At 59.9% G+C, this 13,243-nt stretch carries 12 protein-coding genes and 1 tRNA gene; 9 read left to right on the top strand and 4 right to left on the bottom strand.

Annotated elements, in window-relative coordinates; all coding sequences use genetic code 11:
• Positions 1–38: 38 nt before the first annotated feature.
• From EP376_RS23290 to EP376_RS05365, 8 genes are all read left to right on the top strand, one after another.
• A complete protein-coding gene (locus tag EP376_RS23290) occupies positions 39–1,208 on the top strand; it encodes an FHA domain-containing protein (RefSeq protein WP_238928578.1) in 1,170 nt (389 codons plus the stop codon).
• A complete protein-coding gene (locus EP376_RS05395) occupies positions 1,192–2,109 on the top strand; it encodes a PP2C family protein-serine/threonine phosphatase (protein WP_127654490.1) in 918 nt (305 codons plus the stop codon). The genes EP376_RS23290 and EP376_RS05395 overlap by 17 nt, the downstream gene beginning before the upstream one ends.
• A gap of 19 nt (positions 2,110–2,128) precedes the next feature.
• Positions 2,129–3,427 (top strand): hypothetical protein, encoded by a 1,299-nt coding sequence (locus EP376_RS05390; protein WP_127654489.1) that lies wholly within the window; start codon positions 2,129–2,131, stop codon positions 3,425–3,427.
• A 144-nt stretch (positions 3,428–3,571) separates the two neighbouring features.
• Positions 3,572–5,638 carry a dynamin family protein gene (locus tag EP376_RS05385; protein WP_127654488.1) on the top strand — a complete coding sequence of 689 codons (2,067 nt, stop codon included), beginning with the start codon at positions 3,572–3,574 and terminating at the stop codon, positions 5,636–5,638.
• 8 nt (positions 5,639–5,646) lie between these two features.
• Positions 5,647–6,609 carry a dynamin family protein gene (locus EP376_RS05380; RefSeq protein ID WP_164744868.1) on the top strand — a complete coding sequence of 321 codons (963 nt, stop codon included), beginning with the start codon at positions 5,647–5,649 and terminating at the stop codon, positions 6,607–6,609.
• A 49-nt stretch (positions 6,610–6,658) separates the two neighbouring features.
• A complete protein-coding gene (locus tag EP376_RS05375) occupies positions 6,659–7,036 on the top strand; it encodes a hypothetical protein (RefSeq protein ID WP_127654486.1) in 378 nt (125 codons plus the stop codon).
• The gene (locus EP376_RS05370) at positions 7,036–7,824 is read left to right on the top strand and encodes a hypothetical protein (protein ID WP_127654485.1); all 789 of its coding nucleotides are present in this window, start codon (positions 7,036–7,038) and stop codon (positions 7,822–7,824) included. The genes EP376_RS05375 and EP376_RS05370 overlap by 1 nt, the downstream gene beginning before the upstream one ends.
• Positions 7,825–8,366: 542 nt before the next feature.
• Positions 8,367–9,011 carry a fibrinogen-like YCDxxxxGGGW domain-containing protein gene (locus tag EP376_RS05365; RefSeq protein WP_127654484.1) on the top strand — a complete coding sequence of 215 codons (645 nt, stop codon included), beginning with the start codon at positions 8,367–8,369 and terminating at the stop codon, positions 9,009–9,011.
• Positions 9,012–9,667: 656 nt separating this feature from the next.
• Here the strand turns inward: EP376_RS05365 and EP376_RS05360 are convergent.
• The 3 genes from EP376_RS05360 to EP376_RS05350 all read right to left on the bottom strand — a co-directional run bounded on the left by EP376_RS05360 (position 9,668) and on the right by EP376_RS05350 (position 11,727).
• Positions 9,668–10,489: a class I SAM-dependent methyltransferase gene (locus EP376_RS05360; RefSeq protein ID WP_238928577.1), complete on the bottom strand. Its 822-nt coding sequence runs from the start codon at positions 10,487–10,489 to the stop codon at positions 9,668–9,670.
• Between the two features lie 467 nt (positions 10,490–10,956).
• On the bottom strand, positions 10,957–11,238 hold the full coding sequence (locus EP376_RS23615) for a helix-turn-helix domain-containing protein (RefSeq protein ID WP_420837120.1): 282 nt from the start codon (positions 11,236–11,238) through the stop codon (positions 10,957–10,959).
• Between the two features lie 399 nt (positions 11,239–11,637).
• Positions 11,638–11,727: transfer RNA gene (locus EP376_RS05350), tRNA-Ser, on the bottom strand.
• 129 nt (positions 11,728–11,856) lie between these two features.
• On the opposite strand from EP376_RS05350, the gene EP376_RS05345 reads away from it, so the two are divergent.
• Complete coding sequence (locus tag EP376_RS05345; RefSeq protein WP_127654482.1) at positions 11,857–12,702, top strand: DUF2059 domain-containing protein; 846 nt, start codon at positions 11,857–11,859, stop codon at positions 12,700–12,702.
• On the opposite strand, the gene EP376_RS05340 is transcribed toward EP376_RS05345, so the two are convergent.
• A complete protein-coding gene (locus tag EP376_RS05340; protein WP_164744867.1) occupies positions 12,699–13,052 on the bottom strand; it encodes a hypothetical protein in 354 nt (117 codons plus the stop codon). The genes EP376_RS05345 and EP376_RS05340 overlap by 4 nt on opposite strands.
• Positions 13,053–13,243 lie beyond the last annotated feature (191 nt).

The raw sequence follows: 13,243 nt of genomic DNA, 5'->3' as shown, positions 1-13,243 counted from the left end.
GGGCGCCGGTGCGAGGAGTGACCCTGAAAGGAGCGATGATGAACTTTATCCGAGATATCATTGGCGAGAAACGCCAATCGACCGGCCTTTCTGCCAGCGAGCAAACCACGAGGCCGGACGACCGATCTCGCGAGGCAGACCCTGATCGTCAGGACAACATCGCTCTGGATCGCCCCCCCGCGCCGACACCGTGGACCGAGGAGGACCTGTCCTATCCCGCCGCCGCCGATGACGACCAGAGCTCTGATACCGCCGAATTTGGCTTTGATGACGAGGCATTCCTCGACGAAGTGATGTCCGAGCCCGAAGATGACGCGGAGGCCGCGCCGATCAAAGCCGATCGCGATGTCTATGAAGAGCTGCGTTCCATCTTCGTGGCCGAAGACAGGCATCGCGTCTTGGACGGCACCGCACCGCCGTCAGAGACCGCATCGCTCAAGGCCTCTGCAGAGCAGGAGCCGTTGAGGGCCGCGATCGCGCGGGTCGGGCGGGAATACGGCCGCGCCGGCGTCATGCCTGCGGCAGAGCCCGATGACAGCCGGGATGCGTCCTTGGACACGACGAGTGACGGGATCGACGCGCAGGCCGAGACGCCTCACGAGGCGCCCGTAGAACCCGTGCGCCACGCGCGCGCCCCCGAGCCCGCCCCGAGCCCCGGGCCAGAGCTGCCCCGGGCCGAGGAGGCCGTCTCCGTGCCGGGCCCCGCGATGGGGCGGGGATCAAGCCACAAGGGTCGGGTCAAGACGCGGCTTCTGGGTTTCAACATCGACCGCGAGGACGACATCGATCCGATTGCCGGCGGGCAGGCGGCCCGTCCCGCTGCCTATACGAAATTCCCGCTGGGCTGGCTGATCGTGACCGATGGTCCCGGGCGCGGCGCGGCGTTCACCTTGTTCAACGGCGTCAGCCAGATCGGCCGCGGCAAGGATCAGACCATTTCGCTTGATTTCGGCGACAACAGCATCTCGCGGGAAAACCACGCGGCCATCGCCTATGATCCGACGCAGAACACCTTCTTCATCGGCCATGGCGGCAAGGCCAACCTCGTGCGCCGCAACGATCGTCCGGTCCTTGCGACCGAGGAACTCGCGGGCGGAGACCGGATCACCATCGGCGAGACGTCGCTGCGCTTCGTGCCGCTATGCGGCGAGGGCTTCAGCTGGCAGGCCACGGAAGAAGGACGCTTGTCCCATGCTGTCGACGGCTGAACTGGTGTTCGACACCTCGACCACGATGGGGCTTGGCCAGCGCGAGCGTCAGGAGGATGCGGTCGCCTCTGATTTCTCCGCCGGGGACGGCTTCGGCTTCGTGGTGCTGGCCGATGGCATGGGAGGTCATGCCGCCGGGGACGTGGCCAGCAAGATCGTGGTGGCCGAGGTCTTCAGCCACCTGAAACTGCAATCCGGCGATCGTGATCTTCTGGAACGGCGGATCGGCGAGGTGCTGGAGCGCGCGGCCGTGAGTGCAAATCGCAGGGTCGGTCATTACTCGCGCCAGCGCCCTGACGCGACCGGGATGGGGGCGACGCTGCTCGCCCCGGTCTTCATTCAGGACAGGCTCTACTGGGTGTCGGTGGGCGACAGCCCGCTTTACCTGTTCCGGGGCGACAAACTCGTCCGGCTGAACGAGAACCACGCGCTCATGTCGCAGATCGACTACCTCGTCGACAACGGCATCATGGACCGCGATCAGGCCCTGAGCCATCCCGATCCAAGCTGCCTGACATCGGTTCTGATCGGCCGCGATATCGCGCAGCTGGATTGCCGGACCGCACCGGTCACGCTCGAGCCGGGGGACATCCTGATCGTGGCAAGCGACGGGTTGCAGACCCTGTGCGAAGACCAGATCGAGGGGGTCTTGCGGTTCAGTCAGAAACGCCCCGCCGAAGAGATCGGCACATTGCTCATGACCGAGTTGGGCAATCTCAACGACCCGTGTCAGGACAATGTCTCGATCTGCGTGGTCAAGGTCGTCGATCCCGCCGCCACGCTGGCCACGACACCCGAGGCCATGCGTGCGGTGTCGTGCTCGCGCCGGGACGGAAACACGGCGATCACGCTTACCTTGATGGCGCGCGGCGGCACGCCCCGAAAGGCGACCGGAACATGAGGGCCAGGGGAGGTGTGCGGTGACTATCGCAAACAGGGTCGAGCCGGTGACCGACCGGCTGGAGGATATCGTCCAGAAAGGGGGCATACCGGCCCCCTATGATCGGTGGGGCGCGCGCCTTCTGGGCCATCTCAGGCGCCCGGTTCAGATCGTCGTCACCGGCTTGCCCGGCAGCGGCAAGACCGCATTGATCGGCATGATCTCGGGCCGCGACGTGGTGGGACCGGCTCGCGCGGCACCGGTGATCGAGATCACTTACGGAGATCGGGAACGCATTCTGTTCGAACGGCAGGACGGCGCGATCGAGACGGCGGCAGGCATCGTCAAGGCAAGCGATTGCCCCGAGGACGTGGTGCGCATCCGGCAGGAACTGCCCGAAGCCGGCCTCAACGGTCAAAGCTATGTCGAGCAGGGGCTCTCCGGGAGCCCGGCCCAGATGCGCGCAACCCTCGATGAGATCGCGCGCCGCGCCGATATCGTCATCTGGTGCAGCCAGGATTTCGGACCCGCCGAGCAGGCCCTGTGGGCCGCTATGCCCGACCGGATCAAGGATCACAGCTTTCTTGTTCTGACGAAGGCCGATGTTCTGATGAGAGCCCAGACGCTTGCCGGGCATATCGACCGGCTTGCCCCCATCACGGCCGATGAATTTCTGGGGCTTTATCCGGTGGCCACCTTGCAGGGCATCTCGGCACAGCGGGAGGCGGGCGGGCTGAACCAGACGCTTTGGTCGGCAAGCGGCGCAGGGCATCTGGTCAGATCGCTGCACAAGCAGGTCCGACAGGGGCGGAGCGCCGACATCGACCGCGCACAGGTTTTCCTGAGCCGGTTGGGTGCGCTTGTCCCGGATGAGCCGGTCAACGAAAACGAGCCTCCCCGCGTTCAGGACCCGCGCGAGGACGGCCCCGCACATGTTGGAGATTCTGTGGCGGGCGCGACTGTGGCCAGTACGACGGGCGCGCCGGATGTGGCAGCGCCTGCCACGGCGCCCGATCCGCAGACCTTGTCGATCCTGTCGGAGGCGATCGACATGCTGCAGGAGCATGGGCAAAAGATGCTCCGGCAGGTCGATCGCATGGGCGATTTCGACCCCGATGTGATCCTGAGCAATTGCACGCAGGCGCTCTCGTCGCTGGGCCGTCTTCTGGAGCAAGGCCGGGCGGATGATCCCCTTGCTCACGATGCCCGTGAAAGCGTCGAGGAAGGCGAAGAGATATTGATGCTTTTTCAACTGGAACAAAGCCAGGAGGCAGCCTTGGACGCCGTGACGTTGCTTCTTCAGATCCGCAAGGAACTGATCCAGAAAGTAGCCGACTGACCGCACGTTGCCGCCGGAATTGTTCCGCGAACCAGACCAAGTTTCGACATAATCGGCACCCATTGTGGCAAGGTGGATTTGGTTTTTGTTCCAAGGTTTCAGAGACGTAGAACCCGTTCTTGATCGGGTGAGCCGGGGAGCCAGATGAACATCACTGTCGCAGTCGATCCGACGACCGAGATCCGGACATCCACCCATCCGACGAACCTGCGGGCCGGGACCGAGGATCTTGCCGCATTCGCAGCCCGGGCCGACGAGCTGAGCGAGGCGCTGGCGCGTCTTGGCCCTCTGGTTGGAGAGGAATCGCGCCATTCCGTGGCACGTTTGCAGGAGAAGCTGGCCGGCTTCGAACCCGCGATCACCGTTCTGGGGCAGGTCAAGTCGGGCAAGACATCATTGATAAATGCCATGGCGGGCTGGGCTGATCTTCTGCCGTCCGACGTCAATCCGTGGACCTCTGTCGTTACCTCGCTGCACATGACGCCGTCGGACGAACAACGCGAGATCGGCGCCCGTTTCCAGTTCATGACCGAGGGAGAATGGGATCGCCTGACAACGAAGGGCGGCCGCATCGGCGAACTGGCCGGACGGGCAGGGGCCGAGGGTGAGCTGGGCAAGATCCGCGAGCAGATTCTTGCCATGCGAGAGAAATCCCGGGCCCGGCTTGGCCGGCATTTCGAGCTGTTGATGGGGCAGGAGCACGACTACGGCTATTTCGACAAGAACCTGCTCGAGCGGTACATCTGCCTTGGCGATGATTTCGACGACGCGCCCGGGGACCCGGCCGATCAGGAACAGGGCCGGTTTGCCGACATCACCCGATCTGCGGAATTGTTCCTCAATTGCCATACGGTGCCGTTCCGAATGTGCATCCGCGATACGCCCGGTGTGAACGACACCTTCATGATGCGCGAGATGGTTACGATCAACGCGATCCGCGACAGCCGCATCTGTCTTGTGGTGCTGTCGGCAGGGCAGGCGCTGACCTCGGTCGACATGGCGTTGATCCGCATGATCTCGAACCTGCGGTCGCGCGAGGTCGTGATTTTCGTCAACCGGATCGACGAGTTGGCGGAACCTGCCGAACAGATGCGTGAGATCGAGGATAGCATCCGCGCGACGCTCAAGACCCATGGCGGGCCGCAGAATGCCCGGATCATCTTTGGCAGTGCCTATTGGGCCGGCAAGGCGCTGAGCGGCGACTTGGATGACATGGCCGAAGCCAGTGCCACTTCCCTGATCAGCCTGACCAAGGCGCGGATGGAGGCGGCTTTCATCGACCAGCCGGCCTCGTCCCATACATGGGAGATGTCGGGCCTCCCCGCCTTGATGGAGGCGCTGTCGTCACTGATCGTCGCGGGGCAGGGTGACCCCGTTCTCAAGAAGATCGCCTCGTCCGCGCTGTCGATCGCCACCTCCCGGCAGGCCGTCCAGACCGTCCGGATCGGCGGCGACCAATTCGATCAGAACGCGACGATGGACGAGGCCCGCCGCACATTCGAACAGATCGCCGAGGCCAATCTCGCCGGGCTCGAGACGTCGCTCGACGCGATATTCGAAGACTACCGAAACCGCGCCGACCGCGTACACGAGAATTTCGTGGAACGGGCCACCCATTCGCTGCTTCAGCATCTGGAAACCCAAGGTCCGGACGAGATCTGGGAATACGATCCGGCAGGCCTCAGGCTTCTGCTGAGATCGGCCTATTCGGCGATGGGCAACAAGGTCCGGAAGGATGCGCTAATGCGCTATGAGGTGGCGGTCTCGGATGCGGCGCATCTGTTCTACCGCGTCTTCGGGCCGGCCGTCGAAGGCATTCAGATCCCCGTGCCCACGGCGCCGCCGATCCCGTCGCCGGTGGTCCTCGGTCAGGCGATCGCCCTCGATTTCAACGACAGCTGGTGGTCGAACTGGTGGCGGAAAACGGTTGGATACCGGGCGTTTGCAAAGAAGTTCAAGGCTCTCATTCGCGACGAGACCGAAGATTTCATGACCCAGATGAAAGAGGTTCAGATCCAGGACATCCGGCGCGACGTGACCGAGGAGCTGCACGCCTTCCTTGATGAGCAGCGCGGTATCCTGCTCGATCTGATGAACGGATCTGCGCAAAGGGCGGGCCGGGTCGAAAGCCTGTTCGCCGAAAAAGGACCGGACGGGCCCGATCAGGCGCTTGAAGAGACGCTGGTGACGCTGCGTCGGTACGCGGCATGAACAAGGAGATGAGTGTGCACAACGCCGATCCGATGGATCAGAATGCCCGGGGCAAGCCGCGACTGGCATTCATGGGAGAATTCAGCTCGGGCAAGAGCACCTTGTCCAAGCTGCTTCTGGGCGATGCGCCGTTGCCTGTCCGGGTGACGGCCACGCGGTTTCCACCGGTCTGGGTGAGCCACGGCGAACAAAGCGCCACAATGGTCGGCCACGACGGAAGCGAAACCCCGCTGGCAATCGAAGACCTCGCCTCGGTCCGGATCGAGGATGCGCGGCTGATCCGGCTTCGATCGATGTCCGAAACGCTCGAGATCTGCGATCTGATCGACATGCCCGGCATCTCTGATCCCAGTATGGCCGCCGATACCTGGCAATCCGTGCTGGACGAGATCGATAGCGTCGTCTGGTGCACGCAGGCCACTCAGGCCTGGCGTCAGACCGAAGCGGCCGCTTGGCAGGATATGCAGCCCCGCACCAATGGCGACAACATCCTGCTGGTGACACAGATCGACAAGCTGCGCTCGGATCGGGATGTGGAACGGGTTCTGAAACGGGTCCGCAAGGAAACCGAGGGAGTGTTCAAGGCGGTTTATCCCTTGTCGATTCTCAAGGCGATCGAGGCCGGCGACGACGTCGCCAAATGGCGCGACAGCGGCGCGGCCGAGTTCATCGGGCATCTGGTCGATCTGCTGCTGCACCCGTCACCCCGGCTGGCCGTCGCCCCCGAAGAGGCCCAGGTGACAGAAACGGAAAATCAGCTAGCTGCAGCGGAACCGGCCGCCGAGGAGATCGTTGCGCCCGAGGCACCGCCCGCGGAGGCCCCGGCAGAAACGCCGGCCATCGCCGTCAGCGGGGTCACCGACATGCAAAGCCGCGTGTTGCCGAAACGTGTGCGGGTCCATACCCGGATGCGGGGCCGGGTGGAGCGGCCGGATTTCACCCTGAGCCCCGAACGCAGGGAAACGTCATGATGGTCCCGCAATCCCCGCAGGTCGCGCGTATTGCCAGAAGGCGCGCCGCATGAGCCTGTCCGAACGCCTCGACCGGATGCGAAGCGATATCCCCGGCTGTTCGCTGGCGTCATTCGGGGATCTGCGAACGGGCATGGCCCTGCGCAGCAGCGCATCGCGCCCCTTCAAGCAGGACTTTCTCGAAGAGATCCTGAAACACGCCGCCTGCCACTTCGAGGCGTCGGATCTCGTTTGCGAGGATGTGGAATGCGACGACGGATCGCGTGATCGGCTGATCGTGGCGACACCGCGTGATCTGCGCATTTTTGTCCGCTCGCCCGATAATCCCATAGACGTCGTGTGTTGTCTGTGCGCCGGACTGGAATGCGTGCCGCAAGTGGTCGATCATGCACATGGCATCTTTGAAAGCGTGGCGGTGGCCGGGTAATGGCAGACGCGGTCCGAATTCAGCAGAACACGCCAAACCCCGCGGCGGATCGTTTGCGCGCGGCGCTGATCCGGCTCGGGCTGGATCGGGAGGCATTGCAAGACACCATGGGGTGCAAGGCCGATGGCCCCGATCAGGCGCTGCGTCTGGTCGCCGAGGAGATTGACGAAGTCGTCCTGCCGCGCCGGATCGAGGTGACTACCAAGGGCAGTGCCGCCGGGGTGCTGGTCGCGGCAAACCGGCGTCTCATCGGCATCACGCCGCCCGCCGGTGACACCATCGAAGAGGGCGACGCCGAGGCGGCGGCCCTGCGGCACGCCGCAAGCATCCGGCGGATTGCCGAACGCTCGGGGGGGATCACGCTCAATACTTTGGGGCGCGCGTCGAATGCCGGTCTGGGCGGGGCGTCCTGTTCGGCCGAGGCGCTGATGCGCGCGGGCAAATCATTCGGACACGAGGCGCGGATCACGCAATTTCTGGAACGGATCACGCCGCGTGTCTCTGGCTGGCGGTGTCACCTCGGGGACAGCGGGGAAACCTATGCGCACGGACCAGACGAGATCCGCAGCCGTCTAGGGGCAATTGATGCGGCGCTTGCGCATTCGCCCGGACGTTGCGGCAGTCAAGAACGTCTTGAACGCGCGGGTCCGTCCAGTGCCGCCCTTGCGATTGGCCCGGGGATTCAGGCCGTCGTCGCGCGCGATGGCCGTTCGCGGCTGCTGGCTGCCATTCCGGACAGCGCGCTGGGTTCCGTCCTTGAAAGCTGGACCAAGATTTTCGGAGACTAGGGGCAGGGCGCAGTCCGCCAGCCTCGGCATCAACTGCGCCGCCGCCACGCCAGCGGGCCGGCGTGGCTGGTCGTGGAGTATTACTCCTTACGCTTTCTTACCGTGCGCATGACGACGACGTAGATGCCGGCGACGCCGCAGAGAAAGGCCGCGATCAGGATCGGATTTTCAGCAATCGTGCTCATGGAAGACATCCCTTTGGTCCAGATTGATGGCCCCTTATGTATTCGATTGCTGGCAAAAGTATGACGGTCACATGATGATGCCCGGGTCTACTCGTCATACAAACGAGGCTTTGACCAGCTTCTTACGGGAGAGTTCGGCAGAGTGTCGGACAACGTATTGTATCGCGAACGCGTCAGGTAAGAAAGCGAAGACGTGGCTTGCCACGTGCGCTTCAGATGACGGCATATCACTTCAATCAAATGTGCTCGTTTGGGCAAACCGAATGCGAAAGTTGCGGGACACCAGTCAGAATGATAATAATCGTTTCGGGCAATCGATTATGTCTAGCGGGAATAACCGCAAGGGGGGTCATATAGATGACAGGACGAATACTTTCTGGAATTGTACTAGTTATCTTTTCTTGGGCGGGGTCGGTTCATGCTGCGACGATGAATGGCTTTTCTTCGGGGACAGCCGGGACGTCGGCAAAGCAGATACTAGCGGACGGTTTTTCAGTCGGAGACGGATTTTACTGGTTGGACCCTGATGGGCCGAACGGCAACGCCGCATTCCGGACCTATGCGGATATGACAACATCCGGCGGAGGCTGGACATTGGGGGCTTCTTGGAATGCCAACGCGTTCGCATCGGCGTCGGAAGCAGTCTCAACGATCAGCCTTAGCAGTTTTGTCAACAATCCCTTCTCGGGCGACGACTTCTGGTCCGTCGATCTGAGCGCGTTGACCATGGATCGGGATGCCGACTACCTGTATGTCGTAGGTGGTCTTGTAGTTGAAGTAATCGGGAAAACCTACAGTTCGGCTTTGATGGACCTCATCGCCAACGAACTATCAGGTAATCCGCTTTTTGATGTTACCGCTGCCGGTCAGGTCTACGTTCGCGAGGTTGTGACGCCCAGTTACGACACGGGAGTGGTGCCGTTGCCTGCAAGCCTGCCCATTTTGCTTGGAGCCTTGGGGGTCTTTGTCCTGGTTGGGTTCCGGCGTCGAATCAGCATTTGATCTTTGGCTATATGGTGCTGATTCAGGTATGAGCCAGCTGATGGGTCGCCGAGTCTATCAAGTTGTTGCGCGCGTCGAAGCCCAACTGCGAGTTGTGCTGTCAGTCAATTCCCGGTGTCATAGAGTCTTTTCGTGATCTCGGCTTGTTCGGTCTCAAGTGGATGGCTTACTCACGTCTGTACATCATCACGAATTTCTTTGGTTGGCGTCATCTGAAGAACCGTCGAATTGCGCCCAAGATTGGACGGCGTCTGGGTGCGTGGACGTCACCGCCAGACCCTGCTGGTTGAACAATCAAGGCGTGTGGCAGTTTGGCTGAAGTCTATTCATGAGCTGCCAGAGATGCCAGCTGAGATCGTGCGCGAAACGGCCATACAAAGTTGACCTGACGGACGGTCTAGCGCCGTCCCGTCAACAGCACGATCCTTCTTGGGTGGACAGTTTGTTATGCCCGCAGGCACAACCACATCTTCACAATCTCCGCTAGGGCTTGGTCAATGATTGCGTTGTAATCGCCGTCTGGAGGCTCCGAGAGTCGTGGGCATTCTGTGATAGTATGTTTCATGGTATATCTCGATTGTGCATAAAATGATTGTTGTGCCACTCGCCCATCAGAACCGATCAAGATATGTGTAGTTTAGTGAGCATTGGAAATTCTAGTCCAGAAGATTCTTAAGCCTATTCGCCATTTCGGGATTCTTGAATTTAAGATCGATGAGAATGCTTTCCAGTTGTTGTAGCGTTATCTCTTCTTTTGGTTTTTCCTTATCGAATATTTGATTAACTTCCATCAACGCATTTTCATCTTCAAATCGAAAATCTTTTGCCCTGGTGCCTGAGCCGATATTAAAGATCGGCTTGGAAACAAGTTCTGTCGCAGCCCTATTTACTTTAAAGGCCACCATACTTTCCACGACCTCTATACTCCAAATTCTCTTTTCTGCTATCCCGTTCTCAAACTTCCCAAATCTCAGGTTGATCTTATCAATATGCTCCTTGACATACTCGATGAATGAAAAATCCATATCACCGAACCCTTGCATGTAGGATGTGTGAGTGTCTTCAATGACAATAAGTCCACCATCTTTGATGTGAGGTAGAAGGCTTTCTGTTGTAATTATCTGTTGGCTATAAGTATGCCCACCATCGTCCAGAACAATATCAACGTCTCCCACATCAACTACAAATTCTCTCCAAAAATCCCTATCAGATTGACTTCCTATATATATTTCAAAGCCTTCGTTCTCCCATTTTTTCGCCTCTGGATTTAAGTCGACACCAATTATTCTGGCATTAGCTCCAAAATAGTCCCTCCACATAAAAAGAGATCCACCATCAAGAATACCTATTTCTACGAAGGTTATGTCTTTCCCTTTGTAGGTGGAGAAAAAACTATCATAACTGTCAAAATATGTAGTATGTTTGAAACTCACATATGGACTCTTCATGTAAGACTTGTAGGATTCAGTCTTTTTCATATTGCCTGTCTCCTTGGTGGTTTTCGCGATCATCATAAGCAGGCGCCCTATCATCGTCTACGTCCAGCGGCCAACGTTGGGGAGGCATTAGTTGTGGAGGACGTCCGAAAGAATCCTCCTTAGATTATCGCTGTTGTTCTTTGAGGAGCTGCTCCCAAAGTTCAGGGGCAATACCGTTATAGATCAGGTACAGCTTGAAGAGCTTCTCACGATCTTCCGTCATGGTTTCTCCGTTCTCTGGATGTAGCCAAGGAAATAGACAGTATTCTTTTCAGAAATGAATATACGACCATCGTGGTGTGATAGAGGTTGGTCTCAGGATCACAGGTTATGCCTTCGGGGAGATTAATCGTCCGACCCTGAGGAAAGGCTTCTTTTGTCAGCATTACGCTGTCTATTTCTGAGAGGTGAACACTTCCATGTGCCGACACGGAGTTTGCGCAATCAAATCATGATCGGGATTCTGGCTATGTTCGGGGATGATGCGGAAGGGCGGCCAGTGCCTGCGCAAGTTGTTCTTGCTCGTCTTCGTCGTATTGCTCAAGAAGACGCAGAAGCGCAGGGGCCAAGGAAACACGAGGCCCAAGCCCCATTAGTTCGCATGGGTCACAAGGCAGCGCCCGCGCGATCTTAAACACGGTCGACAGCTTCGGGCTTGCTGCTCGACCTACTAGGATGTCCTTGATCGCCCGACGGTTTAGTCCGGCAGCCAAGGAAAGCGCCGCGGCATTCCAGCCTTTCCCAGCCATCATTCGCTGAATGATTTCGGCGCAGATTCTCGACTTCAACCATGTTTCATCTGTTTATCATATCGGCGGTGATCATGCCGTTATTATTCACGAGCCAAGGTGACCCTTACCTCACTTCCGAAGACTGACCTACGAACTTTCCCGACAACCTTACCTGTCAACACTCAGAACAATTTGCCATTCGATCAACCTTTTCTCAGGACATGATCCACTCAAATATCACAGCCAACCGCACTCGATTGAAAGGCCGTCCGCTTGGGGTGCGGTCGGATGACTCAAAAGTTGCTGTAAACGGGGCGGTGTCGAAAACCGTTGTGCTGTTCGTGCGTGGGAAAGCGTTTGGAGAAGTGGCCCTTCGGATTTCGATTAAGGCCTTGTTTCTATGGGAAAAGTGAAATTTGGCGGAGAGACAGGGATTCGAACCCTGGGTGGACTTGCGCCCACAACGGTTTTCGAGACCGCCCCGTTCGACCACTCCGGCACCTCTCCGCGGTCAGGCTGCGATCTACGCATTCCGGCGCGGGGACGCAAGACCGAAATCCGCGCATCCGTCGCGCGGGCTTGAAATGCGGGTTGGGGCGCTTATCACTTGGAACAACCCAACACGAGGAAGAGCAGATGCACGTACATTTCGCGAAAGGCGCGCTGGCCGGTCTGGGCTTGTGGGCCGCGCTGGGGGCCGGTCCGGCCCAGGCGCAGGCCGATCCAGACCAGGTGGTGCGGCTCTTCGATGCTCTGGAACTTCCGGGTATCATCGCGGTGATGCAGCGCGAAGGGCTGGATTATGCCGATCAGATCGCGACCGACCTGATCCCCGGTGATCCGAGTGCGTCGTGGAATGCGACGATCGCGGGCATCTATGACATCGAACGGATGGAACAGATGGCGCTGTCGGGGATGATCGAAACGCTCGACGGGGCAGCGATCGAGGCGATGCTTGCCTTCTACGATGCCGATCTCGGGCGCACGATCCCGCAACTCGAAGTCTCGGCGCGCGAGGCGATGCTGACGACCGAGATCGAGGATGCCGCGAAGGAGATCGCGGCAGGCGCCATCGCGGAGGAAACGGACCGCTATCTTCTGGTGCGCGACTTCGTCGAGGCGAACGACCTGATCGAGTTGAACGTCATGGGCGCGCTCAATGCGAATTACGCCTTTTTCAGCGGCCTTCAGGCCGGTGGTGCCCTGCCGCCGGGGATGACCGACGATCAGATCCTCGCCGATGTCTGGTCGCAGGAACCCGATATCCGGACGAATACGACCGAATGGGTCTATGCGTTTCTCATGCTGGCCTATCAGCCGCTCAGCGCGGCCGAGCTTCAAACCTTCACCGCGTTTTCGCAAACGCCGGCAGGTCAGCAGATGAATCGCGCGCTGTTCGAGGCCTTCGACCGGATGTTTCTCGACATCAGCCGTGCGCTGGGGGAGGCCGCGGCCGAGGAGTTGACGACGCAGGAGCTTTAGCCGCCATAGACCATCAGGGCGACGATCAGGGCCTCCGGGCTCTGGCTGTAGAGCGGCAGATCGGCCTGCAACTGCACCAGCCGGGCTGCCCGGTCGCTGGATGGGATGCCCGCAAGCTCCATCGCTTCGGTGAGCAGCGGCCCACCGCCCGCGGCAATCTCGGCCAGAAGGGCGGGGTGGTTGGTCTTGACGAATAGCTCGACCTCGCCCCGGCGGGCATTGTAGACAGAATTGTCGACCGCCGATCCAAGCGCGTTGAACGGCCAGAGCAGGGGGTTGCCCAGATGGTTCGCCTCGGATGAACAGCCCGCAAGGGCAAGGGCCGCGAAAAACAGGGGCAATCGGCGCATTCGGGGGCTTCCTTCAGGGTTGACTTGATGTCCAGATGCGCAGATAAGCCCGCATCCCGGCAAGTGGATTGTCGGGGGCTGCGCGATCATCTGCCGAAATGCCGAGCCGCGCGGCGCGAGTTGAAACATGCTCCCGGAGACGGGGGCCGCTGTTCGAAGGTGGCGAAAGCCGAAACGCCCCGGGATCGATC

Origin of the sequence: Alexandriicola marinus, assembly GCF_004000435.1 — a bacterium.
Lineage (GTDB): Bacteria > Pseudomonadota > Alphaproteobacteria > Rhodobacterales > Rhodobacteraceae > Alexandriicola > Alexandriicola marinus.
Note: the sequence above shows the minus strand (reverse complement) of the source record. Positions and strands in the feature narration are given on the sequence as shown.

Bases quoted from the DNA above. Each gene is read 5' to 3' on its own strand.
- EP376_RS23290 (WP_238928578.1), top strand. From the start codon at position 39: ATGAACTTTATCCGAGATATCATTGGCGAGAAACGCCAATCGACCGGC.
- EP376_RS05395 (WP_127654490.1), top strand. From the start codon at position 1,192: ATGCTGTCGACGGCTGAACTGGTGTTCGACACCTCGACCACGATGGGG.
- EP376_RS05385 (WP_127654488.1), top strand. From the start codon at position 3,572: ATGAACATCACTGTCGCAGTCGATCCGACGACCGAGATCCGGACATCC.
- EP376_RS05380 (WP_164744868.1), top strand. From the start codon at position 5,647: ATGAGTGTGCACAACGCCGATCCGATGGATCAGAATGCCCGGGGCAAG.
- EP376_RS05375 (WP_127654486.1), top strand. From the start codon at position 6,659: ATGAGCCTGTCCGAACGCCTCGACCGGATGCGAAGCGATATCCCCGGC.
- EP376_RS05370 (WP_127654485.1), top strand. From the start codon at position 7,036: ATGGCAGACGCGGTCCGAATTCAGCAGAACACGCCAAACCCCGCGGCG.
- EP376_RS05365 (WP_127654484.1), top strand. From the start codon at position 8,367: ATGACAGGACGAATACTTTCTGGAATTGTACTAGTTATCTTTTCTTGG.
- EP376_RS05360 (WP_238928577.1), bottom strand. From the start codon at position 10,489: ATGAAAAAGACTGAATCCTACAAGTCTTACATGAAGAGTCCATATGTG.
- EP376_RS23615 (WP_420837120.1), bottom strand. From the start codon at position 11,238: ATGGCTGGGAAAGGCTGGAATGCCGCGGCGCTTTCCTTGGCTGCCGGA.
- EP376_RS05345 (WP_127654482.1), top strand. From the start codon at position 11,857: ATGCACGTACATTTCGCGAAAGGCGCGCTGGCCGGTCTGGGCTTGTGG.
- EP376_RS05340 (WP_164744867.1), bottom strand. From the start codon at position 13,052: ATGCGCCGATTGCCCCTGTTTTTCGCGGCCCTTGCCCTTGCGGGCTGT.